The 18,103-nt window shown below is 72.3% G+C and carries 13 protein-coding genes; 4 read left to right on the forward strand and 9 right to left on the reverse strand.

The annotated features are described in order from the left end of the window. The first annotated feature begins 67 nt into the window (after window positions 1–67). Window positions 68–1,087 carry an alpha/beta hydrolase gene (locus K7C20_RS13055; protein ID WP_030082269.1) on the forward strand — a complete coding sequence of 340 codons (1,020 nt, stop codon included), beginning with the start codon at window positions 68–70 and terminating at the stop codon, window positions 1,085–1,087. A gap of 30 nt (window positions 1,088–1,117) precedes the next feature. Here the strand turns inward: K7C20_RS13055 and K7C20_RS13060 are convergent, their stop codons facing one another. The 9 genes from K7C20_RS13060 to iolC all read right to left on the reverse strand — a co-directional run bounded on the left by K7C20_RS13060 (window position 1,118) and on the right by iolC (window position 13,380). Then, complete coding sequence (locus K7C20_RS13060) at window positions 1,118–1,597, reverse strand: hypothetical protein (RefSeq protein ID WP_030082271.1); 480 nt, start codon at window positions 1,595–1,597, stop codon at window positions 1,118–1,120. A 215-nt stretch (window positions 1,598–1,812) separates the two neighbouring features. Further along, a complete protein-coding gene (locus tag K7C20_RS13065; protein ID WP_053210330.1) occupies window positions 1,813–2,673 on the reverse strand; it encodes an ABC transporter permease in 861 nt (286 codons plus the stop codon). Beyond that, window positions 2,670–5,369 (reverse strand): alpha/beta fold hydrolase, encoded by a 2,700-nt coding sequence (locus K7C20_RS13070; protein WP_053210329.1) that lies wholly within the window; start codon window positions 5,367–5,369, stop codon window positions 2,670–2,672. The genes K7C20_RS13065 and K7C20_RS13070 overlap by 4 nt, the downstream gene beginning before the upstream one ends. Before the next feature lie 155 nt (window positions 5,370–5,524). After that, window positions 5,525–6,706 carry a hypothetical protein gene (locus K7C20_RS13075; RefSeq protein WP_150127336.1) on the reverse strand — a complete coding sequence of 394 codons (1,182 nt, stop codon included), beginning with the start codon at window positions 6,704–6,706 and terminating at the stop codon, window positions 5,525–5,527. A gap of 201 nt (window positions 6,707–6,907) precedes the next feature. Next, window positions 6,908–8,401 carry a CoA-acylating methylmalonate-semialdehyde dehydrogenase gene (locus K7C20_RS13080; RefSeq protein ID WP_030088511.1) on the reverse strand — a complete coding sequence of 498 codons (1,494 nt, stop codon included), beginning with the start codon at window positions 8,399–8,401 and terminating at the stop codon, window positions 6,908–6,910. 36 nt (window positions 8,402–8,437) lie between these two features. Continuing rightward, the gene (iolD, locus tag K7C20_RS13085) at window positions 8,438–10,354 is read right to left on the reverse strand and encodes a 3D-(3,5/4)-trihydroxycyclohexane-1,2-dione acylhydrolase (decyclizing) (RefSeq protein ID WP_053210327.1); all 1,917 of its coding nucleotides are present in this window, start codon (window positions 10,352–10,354) and stop codon (window positions 8,438–8,440) included. Then, the gene (iolB, locus tag K7C20_RS13090; protein WP_053210326.1) at window positions 10,351–11,244 is read right to left on the reverse strand and encodes a 5-deoxy-glucuronate isomerase; all 894 of its coding nucleotides are present in this window, start codon (window positions 11,242–11,244) and stop codon (window positions 10,351–10,353) included. Before iolB ends, iolD begins: the two co-directional genes overlap by 4 nt. 30 nt (window positions 11,245–11,274) lie before the next feature. Continuing rightward, a complete protein-coding gene (locus K7C20_RS13095) occupies window positions 11,275–12,162 on the reverse strand; it encodes a Cgl0159 family (beta/alpha)8-fold protein (protein WP_053210325.1) in 888 nt (295 codons plus the stop codon). A gap of 225 nt (window positions 12,163–12,387) precedes the next feature. Beyond that, a complete protein-coding gene (gene iolC, locus K7C20_RS13100; protein WP_030088054.1) occupies window positions 12,388–13,380 on the reverse strand; it encodes a 5-dehydro-2-deoxygluconokinase in 993 nt (330 codons plus the stop codon). Between the two features lie 481 nt (window positions 13,381–13,861). Here iolC and K7C20_RS13105 point away from each other — a divergent pair, with 481 nt between their 5' ends. From K7C20_RS13105 to K7C20_RS13115, 3 genes are all read left to right on the forward strand, one after another. Beyond that, entirely contained in the window at window positions 13,862–14,782 is a 921-nt protein-coding gene (locus K7C20_RS13105; protein ID WP_030088057.1) for a sugar phosphate isomerase/epimerase family protein, read from the forward strand. 457 nt (window positions 14,783–15,239) lie between these two features. Beyond that, entirely contained in the window at window positions 15,240–16,268 is a 1,029-nt protein-coding gene (locus K7C20_RS13110; protein ID WP_030088060.1) for a Gfo/Idh/MocA family protein, read from the forward strand. Between the two features lie 267 nt (window positions 16,269–16,535). Beyond that, the gene (locus K7C20_RS13115; RefSeq protein ID WP_053210370.1) at window positions 16,536–17,948 is read left to right on the forward strand and encodes a sugar porter family MFS transporter; all 1,413 of its coding nucleotides are present in this window, start codon (window positions 16,536–16,538) and stop codon (window positions 17,946–17,948) included. Window positions 17,949–18,103: the final 155 nt, after the last annotated feature.

Genomic DNA, 18,103 nt, shown 5'->3' on the forward strand with positions numbered 1-18,103 from the left:
CCCGCACCGGCACCCTCTTGCTGGTCAGCCGGGACCACTCCCGGGTGTCCGCCAAGGAGAAGGCCCCGTGCGCAAAGCCCTGTTCCCTCCGGTGATCGCGCTGATCACCCTGACCGTTCTCGTCGCCACGGCCGGCTGCGGCACCGGCGCCACCCAGGCCTCCCCTCTGCGGTTCGGCGGCCCCAGGACGGATGCCGCGCTGCACGCCACGCCCCCGGGGAAGCGGTCGCTGGTGCAGTGGCCCACGCGTCCGATCAGCTTCGAGGAGGAGAGCCGGGTCGGCGGGGCCGGCCGGAACACCCCGATAGGCGTGACCACCCTGCACGGCCCGAAGTCGGGCTTCACCGGGAAGGTGTGGGTGTGGGCGCCACCGGAGTACTACGAGAAGCGGAACGCGAACAAGGGCTTCCCGGTGATGGAGGTGCTGCCCGGCTCGTACGGCTTCCCCTCCAACTACTGGACCGGTTCCGACCTCAAACTGCAGGAGAGCCTCGCCCAGTGGTCCAAGAACGGCAGCAGCCTGCCCTTCATCCTCGTCATGCCGGTGCTCAACCCGAACGACAAGCAGTACCACGACGGCAGCGACATACCCGGCCGGCCGAAGATGGGTACCTGGCTCAGCCAGGACGTGCCCGATCTCGTACGGCAGAACTTCCGCACCCTCAGGACCCGTGACGCCTGGGCCGTCATGGGCTCCTCCTCGGGCGGGTTCGCGGCCCTGAAGAACGTGCTCCAGCACCCGGACACCTTCAAGGTGGCGATTCCCAACGGGCCGGACATCGTGCCCGACTCACCGCTGTGGAACGGCCACGCCAAGGAGGAGCGGGAGAACAACCCGGAGGTGCTGGCCCGCCGCCTGATAGCGCGCGGCGGACCGCCGGTCTACCTCGCCTTCCAGGACGGCTCCCAGGAGAACACCGTGCTGCCGAAGGTGCGGAAGTTCATCGACCGCTACGGGCACGGCCCGGTGCACACCCGGCTTCAGATAGTGCCGGGCGGCACGCACAGCGCGGCGACGTATGTCCGGGGGCTGGGCGAGGGCACGATGCGCTGGGTCAGTGCGCGGATGCAGGGGCCGACCGCCTGACAGCGGCCGGCCCAGGCGTCACCGCGCGCCTCACTGCCCGCAGTCGACGTCCTGAAGCACGATCGGACGGGATTCCAGGCCCACATAGGCGGTGAAGGAGCTGCGGTGCCCGCCGTCCCAGAGGGTGGTGACCGTCGCCCGGCCGACGCCGGCGGACTGGGCGGTGGTCACCTTGCCGATGGTGATCTCCCGCGGGGTGTTCTGGGCGCACAGCAGCAGGTCATAGCCCTCGGTGTGGGCGGCACGGTCCTTGAGGTAGTCCGAGACCTGGTGCTCGCGCGCCCAGGCGCCGGGGCCGTGATGACCGTAGAAGGAGGTCAGGAAGCGGTGGATCTCGGCGGCGGTGTGCCGGCCGTTGGGGTCGGTGCGGACCGTGTCGGCGGCCGGCGCCGGCCGAGGGGGCGCGGCCGCGGCTGCCGGGCCGGAGGCGGCGAGGGTGAGGGTCAGGCCGAGCGCGGCGGCACCGGCTACGGCAACGGCGGCGGGCTTACGCGAAGCGGTACGGAGCATGTGATGTCCTCAGACTTCGGGCTTTTGAACGCTGTGCCCACCTGGACACCCGGCCGCACCGAATGGTTGCGGTCCGCCGTGGCCCCGGTCACGGCGGACCACCCGGTCACGCCGTCGCACCCGGTCACGCCACCGCCCCCGACCACGCCACCGCTCCCGGTCAGGCCGCCGTCACGGCACCGAGCCCGCCGTCACGGCACCGGACGAGCCCGGCGTCACGACACCACGTCCTTGCGCGCGAACCCCCGGAACGCCAGCGCGCCCAGCACCAGCGCATACGCCACCGACACCGCCACGCCCTGGATCATCCCGGCCCACTCCATCGTGGGCTGGAGCGCGTCCGCCCAGGAGTACTGCCAGTGGGCGGGCAGCACCTTGCGCCAGGTACCGAGGGCGGTGACCTGGTCGAGGACATTGCCGACGATGGTCAGCCCGACGGCGCCGCCGACCGCGCCCAGCGGCGCGTCGGTCACCGTCGACAGCCAGAACGCCAGGGCCGCGGTGACCAGCTGGCTGACGAAGACGTAGCCGACCACGACCGCGAGCCGCCCCACCGCCTCCCCCGCGGGCAGCGCGCCGCCGGTGGGCAGTTGCAGCGGGCCCCAGCCGTACGCGGCGGTGCCCACGCCCAGCGCGACCAGCGGCAGCAGCACCATCGCGGCGGCACTGAACAGCAGCCCGATGGTGAGCTTGCTCAGCAGCAGCCGGGCCCGCGGGACCGGCGCGGCGAGCAGATAGCGCAGGGACGACCAGCTCGCCTCGGACGCGACCGTGTCACCGCAGAACAGGGCCACCGGCACCACCAGCAAGAAGCCCGCGGAGACGAACAGGGCGGTGGCGGCGAAGTTGGCGCCGGAGGCGGTGGCGCTGTCCATCAAGGTGATCCGGCCGTTGCCGCGCCCGTTCGGGTCGCCGCCGACCGCGAACGCCACCGCCAGCACGAACGGCAGCAGCGCCAGGATGGCGGCGATCACCAGCGTGCGGCGGCGCCGCAGCTGGCGCCGCGCCTCGACGCGCAGCGGGAGGGTGCGGCGCGGGCGGTAACCCGGCGCCCGCGCCGTGGCGTTCGGGGTCATCGGTCACCTCCGATCAGGGTGAGGAAAGCGTCCTCCAGGCGTCGGTGCGGGCCGATGCGGTCCACCGCGATCTCCAGCCGGAGGAGCTCGGTGAGCAGCTCGGTGGTGGTGGCGCCGCCCAGCCGTACGAGGAGGCCGCCCTCGGCGCGTACGGCGGAGACGACCCCCGGCAGCGCGTCCACCTTCTCCACCGCGGCGTCGCTCACCACTCCCGCGACCCCGACCAGCAGGGTGTCGCCGGAGCCGGTGATCTCGGCGACCGGACCGGCCTGGATGAGCTGCCCGTGGTCCATGACGACCAGATGCGTACAGGTCTGTTCCGCCTCGGACAGCAGATGGCTGGAGACGATGACGGTGCGTCCGGCGGCGGCGTAGCGGATCATCACGTCGCGCATCGCACGGATCTGCGGCGGGTCGAGCCCGTTGGTCGGCTCATCGAGGATCAGCAGATCCGGCAGGCCGAGCATGGCCTGGGCGATCGCGAGCCGCTGCCGCATGCCCTGGGAGTAGGTGCGCACGGCGCGTTCCAGGGCGGCGCCGAGGCCGGCGATCTCCAGGGCCTCGTCGAGATGCGCATCGGCGGCGGGCCGCCCGGTGGCCTGCCAGTACAGCTCCAGGTTGGCGCGGCCCGACAGATGCGGCAGGAAGCCGGCGCCCTCGACGAACGCACCGACCCTCGACAGCACCTCGGCGCCCGGCCGGACGGCCTGCCCGAAGATCCTGATCTCGCCCTCGTCGGGCCGGATCAGGCCCATCAGCATCCGCAGGGTGGTGGTCTTGCCGGCGCCGTTGGGCCCCAGCAGGCCCAGCACCTGCCCCTTCTCGACGCGGAAGGTGAGGTCCCGTACGGCATACCTGTCGGCGGACCTGGCGTAGCGCTTGCTCAGGTCGCTGATCTGGAGCGGGACCTCGGCGAGCGCCGGGTCGGGGGCGGGCACCGCGCTCCTGCGGCGGGCGGTGAGCAGCAGCAGCGCGGCGACTGCCGCGGCCGCGGCGGGCAGCTGCCAGGTCCAGGCCGGCAGCGGTGCGGCCGCGCTGCGCACCTGGGGCGCCGTGGGCACGCCGAGGGTGCCGCCCTTGAGGGAGACGCTGTAGGTGGCGGGTTCGGCCGGTGAGGCGTAGCCGAGGTCGGTGGCGGAGAGCACCAGCCGCAGCCGGTGGCCGGCCGCGAGGTCATGGTCGACGGCGGGCATCCGCAGCCGCACGGTCCTGCCGTCGTGGGCGTCCTTGACGCGGTAGGGCGTGACGAGCTGGGACGGCAGCACCTGTCGGCGGCCGTCCGGGGCGACGTCGTAGACCTTGGCGAAGAACACCGCGTCCCGGGAGCTGGACCGCAGGTGCACGGTGGCGGTGGGGCTGCCGGTGAGATGGACGGGGTGGCGCAGCGGCGCCGAGGCGAAGGCGGCGTACTGGCCCGGGAAGTCCAGGGACAGGCCGCCGGCGCCGGCCGAGGCGAGGTTGCCGAGCGCGCCCACGCCGGGCACCGCGGAGATGGCGGGCGGTCCGGCGCCGGCCGGGTTGCTGAAGGTCTGGGTGCGGCCCGCGAGCCGGATCCGCCGGGGGTCGTTCTCCAGGCCGGTGTAGCGGTCCGCGCTCGCGCCGCGCAGGCGCACCGCGCCGTCGGTGGAGTCCACTCCCCCGGTGCGGCTGATGCGGAACGCGGGCCCGGTGCCGGCGTGCTCGTCGCCCTTCAGATAGCGGTCGAACCAGTCCTTCGTACGGGCCTCCAGACGGGCGAGCTCCCGGTCCCCGCCGTCGTGCCCGCCGGCGATCCAGTCGACATCGACCGGCGCGCCGTTCTTACGGATCGTCCGCTGCATGGCGTCGGCCTGGTCGAGCGGGAACAGCGAATCGGTCTGGCCCTGCATGATCAGGGTCGGCACCTTGATGCGGTCGCCGACGGCGGACGGGCTGCGGGACTCCAGCAGCCGGCGGGCCGCCTCGTCCGGTCTGCCGTTGACGGCGACCCGCTCGTACGTCCGGCACAGCTCCGGCTCGAAGCGCACACAGCCGCCGGGCGCCTTGGCCGCGGCACCCGCCGGGCCGCCGGACGTGCCCGCCGGCCCCGTGGTGAAGAAGATCCCCGCCCACAGCTTCTTGAACACGCCGTGGGGGAAGAGCGCGTCGGCGAGGTTCCAGTAGGTGATCTGCGGGGCGATGGCGTCGACGCGCCGGTCGTAGCCGGCCGCCAGCAGCGAGATCGCGCCGCCGTAGGAGCCGCCGGCGACGCCCACCCGGGGGTCGCCGGCCTTGTCGAGCTGCACCTCGGGGCGCTCGGCCAGCCAGTCGATCAGCCGGCGGACGTCGGCGACCTCGCCGTGCGGGTCGTTCAGCCCGATCTTCCCGGTGGACTTGCCGAAGCCGCGCGCCGACCAGGTCAGGACGGCGTATCCGTCCCGGGCCAGCTTCTCGGCCTGGGGGCGGAGGGCGGCCTTGGTGGCGCCGAAGCCATGGGCGAGCAGCACCGCGGGCCGCCGCCCGCGGGAGCCCCCGGCGGTGAAGAAGGAGGTGTCGATCCGCACCTCCTTCTTGCTGCCCGGCCGGTCGGGCATCGTCATCACCCGGTCCGCGCGGTGCACGGCAGGGGCGGCGTCCGAGGAGGCGGCCGTCCAGGTGCCGCCTCCTATGAGGACGGCCAGCGCACCCACGGTGGCGTACAAGCGCCGTCCGCGCGGTCTGACACCTCGGAGATCCATACCGTGAATCCTAGGTACGGACCGGAGCGGGCGGCCGGTACCCCGGGCGGAACCCGGTGGCCTCCCCGGGGAGTAGGGTCCGCCGCCGCCGTACCGCGGATGCGGTACGGGCCCGGCGGGACCGCGGCCCCCGGAACAGGGGCGCTGTCCGCCCGTCAGTACTGCGGCGGCCCGAACCCGCCCTGCGGGGGCTGCGGGGCACCGGGCGGCATCGGCGGGGCACCACCGGGCGGCATCGGCGGGGCACCACCGGGCGGCATCGGCGGGGCACCGGCCGGCGGCATCGGCGGGCCGCTGACCGGGGGCACCGGGCCGGCGGGCGGCTGCCAGGCCGGCGGGGCCTGCGGGCCGGGCGGCGGGACGAAGCCGGGGGCGGCGAACCGGGGGCCCGGGGACGGCGGGTACCAGGCGGGGGCGACCGGCTCGCCGCGGCCCATCAGGACGAGCAGCGCCGCCGAGCCGAGCAGGTCGAGCAGCAGCCCGATGTCGGAGAGGACGGTCAGGCCCGGCGTGGAGCGGGTCTCGAAGAGGGAGCCGTCGCCGGCCAGCGCGATCACTGTCACCAGGGCGCCGGGCAGCGTGACGATCGCCAGCCCGAAGGCCAGGCCGCGGGCCGCGGCACCGCACAGCAGGCTGCTGAGCGCGGCCACCGCGCTCAGCACGAGGAAGACCACGGAGGACCAGCCGGGAGCCAGGCTCAGCAGCGCGCTGAGGACGCCCTTGCCGAGGTAATACATGCTGAGGGAGCCGGTGCCGCCCTGCACCAGCCAGTAGACCTGCCAGACCAGGCACACCAGCGCCATCACGCCGAGCAGCAGACCGGCCACCACGCCGGCCGTCCGGGCCGGGCGCATCGGCGGGTCACTGGGGGGCCGGCGCGGCCAGGAGCGCATACCGGCGAGCAGCACGATGCCGGCGGTGAAGGACAGCAGCAACAGGAAGGCGCTGCCGATGAATACGCCGTCGAAGGTCGTGGTGCCGTTCTCCGCGTGCAGGAACCAGCGGTTGTCGCTGGTGTGGATGCCGGTGGCGATGAAGGCCTGAAGGGCGGTGGCGAAGGTGAGGGTGGTGGCGACGGCCAGCAGTCCGCCGGCCACCCGCTGACCGGCGAAGGCCGCGAACACCGCCGCCACCTGCACGGCGGCGAGGCCGAGATGGAAGGCGGTGGTGACCTGGTTCGTGCCGGCGCGTTGGCCGGTCCAGGCATCCCAGAGGCCGTCGATGCCGAACTCGCTGAGGTCCACGGCCAGCCAGTAGGCCGTGAACAGGAAGAACAGCAGGCAAAAAGCCCCGCCGGTGATGCGGACGCCCTTGGCGAGCGCCATGGGTTGTGGCATGGGTTGCGGCATGTGGTCCCCCGGTTTTGTGTCGGTGCTCCGCGAGGGAGCACCGTAGCAACGCGCCGGGCCGCGGTCTCCCTCCGGACCTGCGGGTTCCCGCGCCCCGGCATCGCTGCCGCCCCGGCCTGTCCCCCCTTGGGCCGACATGCCGGACCCCCTGACGGCGGGAGGCCGTCAGGGGGTCCGGCAGAGGGCCCGTCAGTGGTTGCTGGGGAAGCCCAGGTTGATGCCGCCGTCGGACGGGTCGGGCCAGCGGGTGGTGACGACCTTGCCGCGGGTGTAGAAGTGCACCCCGTCGTTGCCGTAGATGTGGTGGTCGCCGAAGAGCGAGTCCTTCCAGCCACCGAAGGAGTGGTAGCCGACCGGCACCGGGATCGGCACGTTCACCCCGACCATGCCGGCCTCGACCTCCATCTGGAAGCGGCGGGCCGCGCCGCCGTCCCGGGTGAAGATCGCGGTCCCGTTGCCCCACGGCGAGTTGTTCATCAGCGCGATGGCCTCGTCGTAGGTCTCGACGCGGACCACGGCCAGCACCGGGCCGAAGATCTCGTCGCGGTAGGCGTCCATCTCCGGCGTGACGTGGTCCAGGAGGGAGACGCCGATCCAGTGGCCGTCCTCGTAGCCCTCGACGGTGTAGCCGGTGCCGTCGATGACGACATCGGCGCCCTGGGCCGCGGCGCCGGAGACATACGAGGCGACCTTGTCACGGTGGACCTTGGTGATCAGCGGGCCCATCTCGGAGGCCGGGTCGTCGCCGGGGCCGATCCGCAGCTGGTCGGCGCGCTCCTTGATCTTGCCGATCAGCGGGTCGGCGGTCTCGCCGACGGCCACGACGACGGAGATCGCCATGCAGCGCTCGCCGGCCGAGCCGTAGGCGGCGTTGATCGCGGAGTCCGCGGCCAGGTCGAGGTCGGCGTCCGGCAGGACCAGCATGTGGTTCTTGGCGCCGCCCAGCGCCTGGACGCGCTTGCCGTTGGCGGTACCCGTGGTGTGGATGTAGCGGGCGATGGGCGTGGAGCCGACGAAGGAGACCGCGGCGATGTCCGGGTGCTCCAGGATCGCGTCGACGGCCACCTTGTCGCCGTTGACGACGTTCAGCACACCGTCGGGCAGCCCCGCCTCGGCAGCCAGCTCGGCCAGCTTGAAGGCGGCGCTGGGCACCTTCTCGCTCGGCTTGAGGACGAAGGTGTTACCGCAGGCGATGGCGAGCGGGAACATCCACATCGGCACCATCGCCGGGAAGTTGAACGGCGTGATGCCGGCGACCACCCCGAGGGACTGGCGGATCGAGGAGACATCGACGCGGGTGGAGACCTGGGTGGACAGCTCGCCCTTGAGCTTCTCGGGGATGCCGCAGGCCAGCTCGACGATCTCCAGACCGCGGGCCACCTCACCGAGCGCGTCGGAGTGCACCTTGCCGTGCTCGGCGGTGATCAGCTGCGCGATCTCCTCGCGGTGCGCGTCGAGCAGCTCGCGGTACTTGAACAGCACCGAGGTGCGCTTGGCCAGGGAGCTGGTGCCCCAGGTGCGGAAGGCTTCCTTGGCCGCGCGGACGGCCGCGTCGACCTCGTCGACCGAGGCGAAGGCGACCTGCTTCTCCTGGGCGCCGGTGGCCGGGTTGTAGACCGGGCCGAAGTTGCCGGAGACGCCCTCGACGGGCTTCCCGCCGATCCAGTGGCTGAGGGTCTTCATGCGGAGGGCCTTTCTGGGTGACGACTTCGAGCGGAGTCAGAGGTGGCGACGGCGCCCGGCGGTGTGCCGGTCGTACGCCTCGCGGGCAGCCACCGCCGCCGGACGTGTCGCGGTCTCGGCAACAGGAACATCCCACCAGGCCTGTGCCTCCGGCGCGCCCGGCACAGTGTCAGCCGTTTCGGTCTCGACATAGACACATGTGGGCCGGTTCGCGCCCCGCGCCTCGGCCAGCGCGGCGCGCAGCTCACCGACGGTGGCCGCACGCAGCACCTGCATGCCGAGCGAGGCGGCGTTGGCCGCCAGATCGACCGGCAGCGGCGCACCGGTGTACGTGCCGTCCTCGGCGCGGAAGCGGTAGTCGGTGCCGAAGCGCTCCCCGCCGGTCGCCTGGGACAGTCCGCCGATCGAGGCATAGCCGTGGTTCTGGATGAGGACGAGGGTGATGTTGATGCCCTCCTGTACCGCGGTGACGATTTCGGTGGGGTTCATCAGATACGTACCGTCGCCGACCAGCGCCCACACCGGCCGGTCGGGGGCGGCGAGCCGGACGCCGATCGCGGCGGGGATCTCATAGCCCATGCAGGAGTAGCCGTACTCCAGGTGGTACTGCCTGCGGGACCGGGCCCGCCAGAGTTTGTGCAGGTCACCGGGGAGGGAACCGGCCGCGTTGATGATCACGTCGGTGTCGTCGACGAGGGCGTCCAGGGCGCCGAGGACCTGCGTCTGGGAGGGCCGTACGGACGGGTCCTCGGCGGCGTACGCGGCGTCCACCCGGCGCTCCCAGCCGGCCTTCGCCGCCCGGTAGGCCGCCTCGTACTCCGCGTCGACGCGGTGGCCGGACAGCTCCTTGGTGAGCGCTTCGAGCCCGGCGCGGGCGTCGGCGACCAGGGAGGCGGCGCCGAGCTTGTGGGCGTCGAAGGACGCGATGTTGAGGTTGACGAAGCGGACACCGGGCGCGGCGAAGAGGGTCGAGGAGGCGGTGGTGAAGTCGGTGTAGCGGGTGCCGACGCCGAGGACCAGATCGGCCTCGCGGGCGAGGGCGTCGGCGGTGGCGGTGCCGGTGTGGCCGATGCCGCCCACGTCGGCGGGGTGGTCGTGGCGCAGCGAGCCCTTGCCGGCCTGGGTGGACGCGACGGGGATGCCGGTGGCCTCGGCGAAGGCGCACAGCGCGTCCTCGGCCTCGCTGTGGTGGACCCCGCCGCCCGCGACGACCAGGGGCCGGCGGGCGCCGCGCAGGGCGCGTACGGCAGCGGCGAGGGCGTCGGCGTCGGGGGCCGGCCGGGGGACGCGCCAGACCCGGTCGGCGAAGAACTCCGCCGGCCAGTCGTACGCCTCCGCCTGGACGTCCTGCGGCAGTGCGAGGGTGACCGCGCCGGTGTCGACGGGGTCGGCGAGCACCCGCATGGCCTGGAGAGCGGCGGGGATCAGCGCCTCGGGCCGGGTGACGCGGTCGAAGTAGCGGGAGACCGGGCGCAGCGCGTCGTTGACGGAGATGTCGCCGGCGGAGGGCACTTCGAGCTGCTGGAGGACGGGATCGGCGGGGCGGGTGGCGAAGACGTCGCCGGGCAGCAGCAGCACCGGGAGCCGGTTGACGGTGGCGAGCGCGGCGCCGGTGACGAGGTTGGTGGCCCCGGGGCCGATGGACGTGGTGACGGCCTGGGCGGAGAGCCGGTCGCACTGCCGGGCGTAACCGACGGCGGCGTGCACCATGGCCTGCTCGTTGCGGCCCTGGAGGTACGGGAGCGCCGGGGGTCCGGCGGTTGCCCCCTGGTGGGACGCAGCACCGGATTCCAGCAGGGCCTGGCCGAGACCGGCGACATTGCCGTGGCCGAAGATGCCCCAGCAGGCATGGATCAGACGGTGCCGGCGGCCGTCGCGCTCGGTGTACTGGTGGGCGAGGAACTCGACCAGGGCCTGCGCGACCGTCAGGCGGCGTGTCGTCGGAGCGTTCATCGGGCGTCTCCTGCGGGCGCTTCGTAGAGGGGGAGGCGGGGGTCGACGGGCTGACCGGGCCAGGTGCCGCGGATCCAGCCGTGGTCGGGGTGGTCGCAGATCAGCCACTCACGCGTCTCGCCGGGGCCCGCCATGACATTGAGGTAGTACATGGCATGACCGGGGGCGGCGATCGACGGGCCGTGCCAGCCGTCGGGGATCAGGACCGCATCGCCGCTGCGGACCTCGGCCAGGACATCGGTGCCGCGGCCGTGCCCGGAGGGGCTGACACGCTGGTAGCCGACGCCTTCCGTACCGTGCGCGGACTCGATCTCGAAGTAGTAGATCTCCTCCAGCTCGGACTCCTCGCCGGGGCGGCACTCGTCGTGCTTGTGCGGCGGATAGGACGACCAGTTGCCGCCGGGGGTGAGCACCTCCACCGCGATGAGCTTGTCGCACTCGAAGGTGCCCGCCGCACCGAAGTTGTTGACCTGGCGGGAGCAGTTGCCGGTACCGCGCAGCTCCACGGGGACGTCGGACGCGGCGCCGTAGCGGGCGGGGAGCGCGCGGTCGCAGCGGGCGCCGGTGAGCGCGAAGCGGCCGCCGGCGCCGGTGCCGATCCGTACCTGGGCGTCGCGCGGTACGTACGCGAAGTCGGTGACGCCGCTGAACACGCTCTCCCGGCCGGTCAGTTCGAACGCGTCACCGCCGTCGGTCAGCACCGTGCAGCCGCCGGACAGCGGCAGCACGATCCATTCGCTGTCGCCGGTGGCGAAGGAGTGATAGCCACCCGGCGGCAGGTCCAGGACGCGCAGCGAGGAGTGGCCCCAGCCCGCCCGCTTCGGGTCGATGTCCAGCGCGTACGGGCCGTCCGCCGCCGCTCCGGCCTTCAGGTGGAATTCAGTGCTCATGTATCGAGTCTCCTGCGGAAATCGCGGTGTTCACAGCAGGCCTACGGCGGTGTCCACGGCCGCCGCGACATCACCGTCGGCCGGGTAGAGCAGGGAACGGCCGACGACCAGGCCGTGAACCGTCGGCAGCCGCAGCGCCTTGCGCCACTTCTCGTAGGCGGCTTCCTGGTCCTGGACGGTGCTGCCGATGTCGCCGCCGAGCAGCACCGTCGGCAGGGTGGTGGTCTCGCAGACCCGGGCCATGGCGTCGGGGTCGTCGGTGACCGGCAGCTTCAGCCAGGTGTAGGCGGAGGTACCGCCGAGGCCGGAGGCGATGGCCACCGAACGGGTGACGGCCTCGGCGCTGAGGTCGTTGCGGACCGCCCCCTCTATCCGGGAGGAGAGGAACGGCTCGACGAAGGTGGGCAGTTGCCGCTCGGCCATGGCGTCGATGGCGCGGGCGGTGGCCTCCAGGGTGGTGAGCGAACCGGGGTCGCTGTAGTCGATGCGCAGCAGCAGTTTGCCGGCGTCGAAGCGGAGCCGGGCGAGGTCCTGGGGGCGGTGGCCGGTGAACCGGTCGTCCATCTCGAAGGAGGCACCGGCGATGCCGCCGCGGTTCATGGACCCCATGACGACCTTGCCCTCGAGGGCGCCGATCAGCAGCAGGTCCTCCAGGATGTCGGCGGTGGCGAGCACCCCGTCCACCCCGGGCCGGGACAGCGCAAGGACCAGGCGTTCGAGCAGATCGAGGCGGTTGGCCATGGCGAGCTGCCGGTCCCCGACAGCGAGCGCACCGCGGGCCGGGTGGTCGGCCGCGACGATCATCAGCCGGCCGCTGTCGCCGAGGAGCGGACGACGGGTGCGGCGGGCGGCGGCCTCCGCGACGGCTTTGGGGTGACGGGCCCGCAGCGTCGCAAGGTCACTGATCCGAGGGTTCAAGGCTCAACTCACCTTCTTGAGTACACAGGTGGGGCGGGGGCGACCGGGGGGAGGAGGGTGGCCTTGGGGGTGGGGGTGGCCTTGGGGGTGGGGTGACCTTGGGGGTGGGGTGACCACTGGGGTGGGGGCGGTCGCGAGGGTGGGTGCGGGGGCGGGTGCGGCCATTGGACCGGGTACGGCCACAGGGGCGGATGCGGCCACGGGGACGAGTGCGGCCATCGGGGATCACCGGCCCGCGAGGAACGCGTCGACCTCGTCGGCCGTGGGCATCGCGGAGGAGCAGGCGAGGCGGGAGGCGACGATGGCGCCGGCGGCGTTGGCGTAGCGCATCATCGGCTCCAGGCCCCAGCCCGCCAGCAGGCCGTGACAGAGCGAGCCGCCGAAGGAGTCGCCGGCGCCGAGACCGTTGACGACCTCGACGGGGGTGGGCGGGACCTCGGCGGTGCGGCCGTCGCGGTGCACGGCGAGCACACCCTTGGGGCCCTGCTTGATGACGGCGAGTTCGACGCCCATGTCCAGCAGCGCCTGGGCACAGGCCTTGGGATCACGCAGTCCGGTGGCGACCTCGGCCTCGTCGACATTGCCGACCGCCACGGTGGCGTGCCGGAGCGCCGCCTCGTAATACGGGCGGGCGGTGGCCATCGCCGCGGCACCGCTCGTCCCGCCGTCCCCGGAGGCGCCGCCCTCGCCGCCCCAGAACATCGGCCGCCAGTCGAGGTCGAAGACGGTCGTGCCCCTCTTGGCGCGGGCCTCCAGCGCGGCGAGGGTGGCGCTGCGGCTGGGCTCCTCGCACAGCCCCGTACCGGTGATCCAGAAGATCCGGGCGGCCGCGATGGCGTCCCGGTCGAGCTCTTCGGGGCGGATGACCAGGTCGGGGGCCTTGGGGCGCCGGTAGAAGTAGAGCGGGAAGTCGTCCGGCGGGAAGATCTCGCAGAAGGTGACCGGCGTCGGATAGGCGTCGACGGGCGTCACCCAGCGGTCGTCCACGCCGAAGTCGCGCAGCGCCTGGTGGAGATAGTCGCCGAAGGGGTCGCTTCCGGTGCGGCTGATGACCGCGCTGCGCCTGCCGAGCCGGGCCGCGGCGACCGCGACATTGGTGGCCGAACCACCGAGGAACTTGCCGAACGTCTCCACCTGCGCCAGCGGCACACCGGTCTGCAACGGGTAGATGTCGACTCCGATGCGGCCCATGGTGATCAGGTCGTACGGCTCGGTCATGTGCGCCCCTTCGGGTCGGCCGGCGCGGCGGGTTCGGCGGGTTCGGCTCCGAGGAAAGGTCTAACGGGGAAAGTCAGACCCTGTCAACAGTTTGTCCTTACATACTGACGTCGACCACCTGCCGACCGAGCCCCGAGACCCCACCCCGGACCGGCAAATCACCCCACCCACCGGCCACAAATCCCCCTCCACCTCCTCCACCTCCTCCATCCCCTCCACCCCCTCCAACCACCCCGCCCAGCCCACCCGAAAGACGCACGCCCCGGGCACAACCTCCAGGCACACCTCCGGATACACCTCCGGGTGCGCCCATGGACGCACCTCCGGGCACCTCTCCGGCGTTCACCACACACGACAAAGTCCTTAAGTCCTTATGTCAGGACGAAGTCTTGACACTCCCCGGGGTGCCAGAGAGGCTGTGCCCCACGACCCACCCCAGCGCCTCCCGGTCACCGCCGACCGGCGAGAGGAGAGCCGCAGCATGTCCGTTCCCCATGCCGCCCCGCCCGTCCTGGACCGCCTCCGCGTCGGCTCCGCACCCGACTCATGGGGAGTCTGGTTCCCCGACGACGACCAGCAGGTCCCCTGGCAGCGCTTCCTGGACGAGGTCGCCGAGGCCGGCTACGAGTGGATCGAGCTCGGCCCGTACGGCTACCTGCCCACCGACCCCGCCGTCCTGCACGACGAGGTCGCCCGCCGCAGCCTGAAGGTCTCGGCCGGCACGATCTTCACCTCGCTGCACCACGGCCCGTCCGTATGGGACAAGACCTGGGCGCACGTCTCCGAGGTCGCCACCCTCACCCAGGCGATGGGCGCGGGGCACCTCGTCGTCATCCCGTCCTTCTGGCGGGACGACAAGACCGCCGAGGAGATCGAGCCGCGCGAGCTGACCACCGAGCAGTGGAAGCACCTGACCACCGGCATGGAGCGGCTGGGCAAGCGGGTCCGGGACGAGTTCGGACTGGACATCGTCGTCCACCCGCACGCCGACACCCACATCGACACCGAGGAACATGTCGAGCGCTTCCTGCACGTCACCGACTCCGCCCTGGTCAACCTCTGCCTGGACACCGGTCACTACGCCTACTGCGGCGGCGACAGCGTCAAGCTCATCCGCACCTACGGCGAACGGATCGGCTACCTCCACCTCAAGCAGGTCGACCCGGACATCCTCGACGAGGTCGTCGCCAAGGGCACCCCGTTCGGCCCGGCCGTCAAGCAGGGCGTGATGTGCGAACCGCCGCTCGGCGTGCCCGCACTGCCGCCCGTCCTCCAGGCCGCCCAGGAACTGGATGTCGACCTGTTCGCCATCGTCGAGCAGGACATGTACCCCTGCCCGCCCGACCAGCCGTTCCCGATCGCCGAGCGCACCCGCCGCTTCCTGCGCTCCTGCGGCGCCTGAGCTGCCTGCGCCTCATGCGCGCCACGCCGCGTGCGCCGCGCCCGCGCCCGGGTGCGGGTGCGGGTGCGGGTGCGGGTGCGGGTGCGGGTGCATGCCCGCCAGAGAAGTGGGCCGGGCTCGGGTGCGCACACCTCGGCGTACGCGCTCGCGTGCGTGCACCTCGCATGCGTGCACCTCACGTGCATGCATCCGGCATGCATGCGTCGCGTATGGCGTGCAGCTCGCGTGCGTGCACCCGATGCACGCGACACGCAGTCATGAGACGCGACACGCAGCGATGCGAGGTGCATGCCTTGATGGGCGCGCCTCATGGGTGCCTTGATGCGTGCGTCTTGTGCGTGTATGGCTCGCATGCGTATGCCTCACGACGCCTCCTCACACCCCGGCAACGATTACGGAGAGTAATCAGTTCCCAGGGTACATCACACTCTGTAGCACGTAAGGACTTGAGGACGACATGACTTCGCACGAAACGCTCGGTGTGCTCGGCGTGGCGGTCATCGGCACCGGCCGGATGGGCGCCGACCATGTGCGCCGGATCAACGAAGTGATCAGCGGCGCCCGGGTGGCGGCGGTGGTCGACATCGATGCGGCCCGCATCAAGGACCTCGCCGACGGCATCGAAGGGTGCACCGCGTACACCGACCCGACCGCCGCCATGGACGACCCCGAGGTGGACGCCGTACTGATCGCCTCCCCGGGCCCCGCGCACGAGGCGACCCTGCTGGACGCCTTCGCGCGCGACCTGCCCGTGCTGTGCGAGAAGCCGCTGACGCCGGACGCCGCCTCCGCACTGCGCGTGCTGGAGGCCGAGCAGGCGCTGGGCCACCGCCGTGTCCAGGTCGGCTTCATGCGCCGTTACGACGCGGACTACCGCACCCTCAAGTCCCTTCTGGGCCGGGGCGCCTACGGCCGTCCGCTGATGCTGCACAACAAGCACCGCAACGCCGACACCCCGCCCGGCTTCACCAACGCGATGATGATCAATGACTCGGTGGTGCACGAGATCGATGTGACCCGCTGGCTGCTGGAGGAGGAGATCACCGCGGTCCGTGTGCTGCGCCCGGCCCCCACCGGCAACGCCCCGGAGGGCCTCAGCGACCCGCAGCTGGTCCTCTTCGAGACCGCGGGCGGCCAGGTCGTGGACACGGAAATCTTCGTCAACTGCGGCTTCGGCTACCAGGTCAGCTGCGAGGCGGTCTGCGAGGGCGGCACCGCCCGGATCGGTGACGACCACGGGGTGTTCAGCAATGCCGCGGGCCGCTGGGGCGGCGCCGTTCCCCCCGGCTTCGTGGAGCGCTTCGAGGAGGCCTACGACCGGCAGGTGCAGCGCTGGGTGAACGCCACCCGGCGCGGCGAGGTCGAGGGCCCCAGCTGCTGGGACGGCTATGCCGCGGCGGCGGTGTGCGAGGCGGGCGTGCGGGCACAGACCACCGGCGAGCGGGTGACCGTCGAGCTGATCGAGCGGCCCGCGTTGTACCGCTGAGGCACGCTGTACCGCCGAGGCGCGCTGTACCGCCGAGGCGCGCTGTACCGCTGAGGCGCGCTGTACCGCCGAGGCGCGCTGTACCTGTACCGCCGAGGCCCGCCCCGCCGAGGCCCCCGAGGCGCCCGAGGCACGCTCCACCGAAAGGCCCCGCACCATGCATGTAGTCCTCGATGCCGCCCCGCTCCACCCCGGCCGCCCCATACCCCTGCGCCGCTCCCCCGCCCCGGCCGCCGGGTCGGCCGGCAAGGCGTACCGGAGCTGACGATGGCCCCTCCGACCAGCCAGGTGGCGCCCGCCGGTCCGCGCGAGAGTGCGCGGACCCGCAGCGCCAAGCGCTTCATCGTCGGCATCGCTGCCATTGCCGCCCTCGGCGGCGCCCTTTTCGGCTACGACACCGGAGTGATCTCCGGCGCCCTCCCCTTCATGGAGGGCCACTTCGGCCTCACCTCGCTGGGCGAAGGCATCATCACCAGCGCGCTGCTGATCGGCGCGGCCTTCGGCTCGCTGATCGGCGGCCGGATGTCCGATGCCCTGGGACGGCGCAACTCCCTGCTGTGGGCGGGCGCCGTGTTCATCGGCGGGGCGCTGGCCGTCGCGCTCTCCCCGAGCGTCCCCTTCATGACCGTGGCGCGCTTCGTTCTCGGGCTGGCCGTCGGCAGCGCCTCCGTCATCACCCCGCTCTACCTCTCCGAGATCGCGCCCCCGCACATCCGCGGCCGGCTGGTCTCGTTCAACTCACTGATGATCGTCAGCGGTCAGCTGCTCGCCTATCTCATCAACGCCGTTCTGGCGCACTGGGCGGCCTGGCGCTGGATGCTGGGCCTTGCGGCACTGCCCGCCGTGGCACTGTTCGTCGGGCTCTTCTTCCTCCCCGACACCCCGCGCTGGTACATCAGCAAGGGCCGCCTGGACGACGCGGCCCGGGTGCTGCACCGTACGCTGCCCGCCGAGGACGTTCCCGCCGAACTGGCCCGTATCGACCGTGCCCGTGCCCTGGAGGCCGACGCCCGGCGCGGCGGCCGGCAGCAGCTGCGCACGCCGTGGGTGCGGCGGCTGCTCCTGGTCGGCATCGGTCTGGCGGCCGTCCAGCAGATCACCGGTGTCAATGCCGTGGTCTACTTCGCGCCCAAGATCCTGGCGTCGACCGGTCTGGGGACCGGCGCCTCGATCACCGCCACCATCGCCGTCGGCGTGATCTCGGTCCTGGCCACCGCGATCGGGATGTCCCTGATCGACCGGGTCGGCCGGCGGCCCATGCTGCTCACGGGGCTGGCCGGTATGGCCGCCTCGCTCGCCCTGCTCGGCGCCTCTTTCCGTCTGCCGCACTCGACCGCCGTCAGCTTCCTCGTTCTCGGTCTGATGGTCCTCTACATGGCCTTCATGCAGGCGACCCTCAACACGGGTGTCTGGCTGCTGCTCGCCGAGATGTTCCCGCTCAAGGTGCGCGGACTGGCCATGGGCGCCGCGGTGTTCGTGATGTGGCTGGTCAACTTCGCGGTGGCGCTGGCCTTCCCGCTGCTGCTCGACGCGGTCGGCGCCGGCACCACGTTCTGGTTCTTCGGCGTGATGTGTGTGCTGTCCCTGGTGTTCTGCAAGCGGTACGCACCGGAGACGAAGGGGCTCGCACTGGAGGACCTGGAGCACGAGCTGCGCAAGGCGGCGACGGGCGAGGCGTGACGACGCCGAACGGACGGCGCCGAACGGACTGTGCCGAGCGGACGGTGCCGAGCGAACGGTGCCGAACGGACGGTGCCGAAGGGGAGTCGGCGGGGAGCCGGCGGCGACGAGAGCGGCCACCGGCGTACGAAAAGTGACGGGCCGTCGGCGGAACC

It is taken from the genome of Streptomyces decoyicus (genome assembly GCF_019880305.1).
Taxonomy (GTDB): domain Bacteria; phylum Actinomycetota; class Actinomycetes; order Streptomycetales; family Streptomycetaceae; genus Streptomyces; species Streptomyces decoyicus.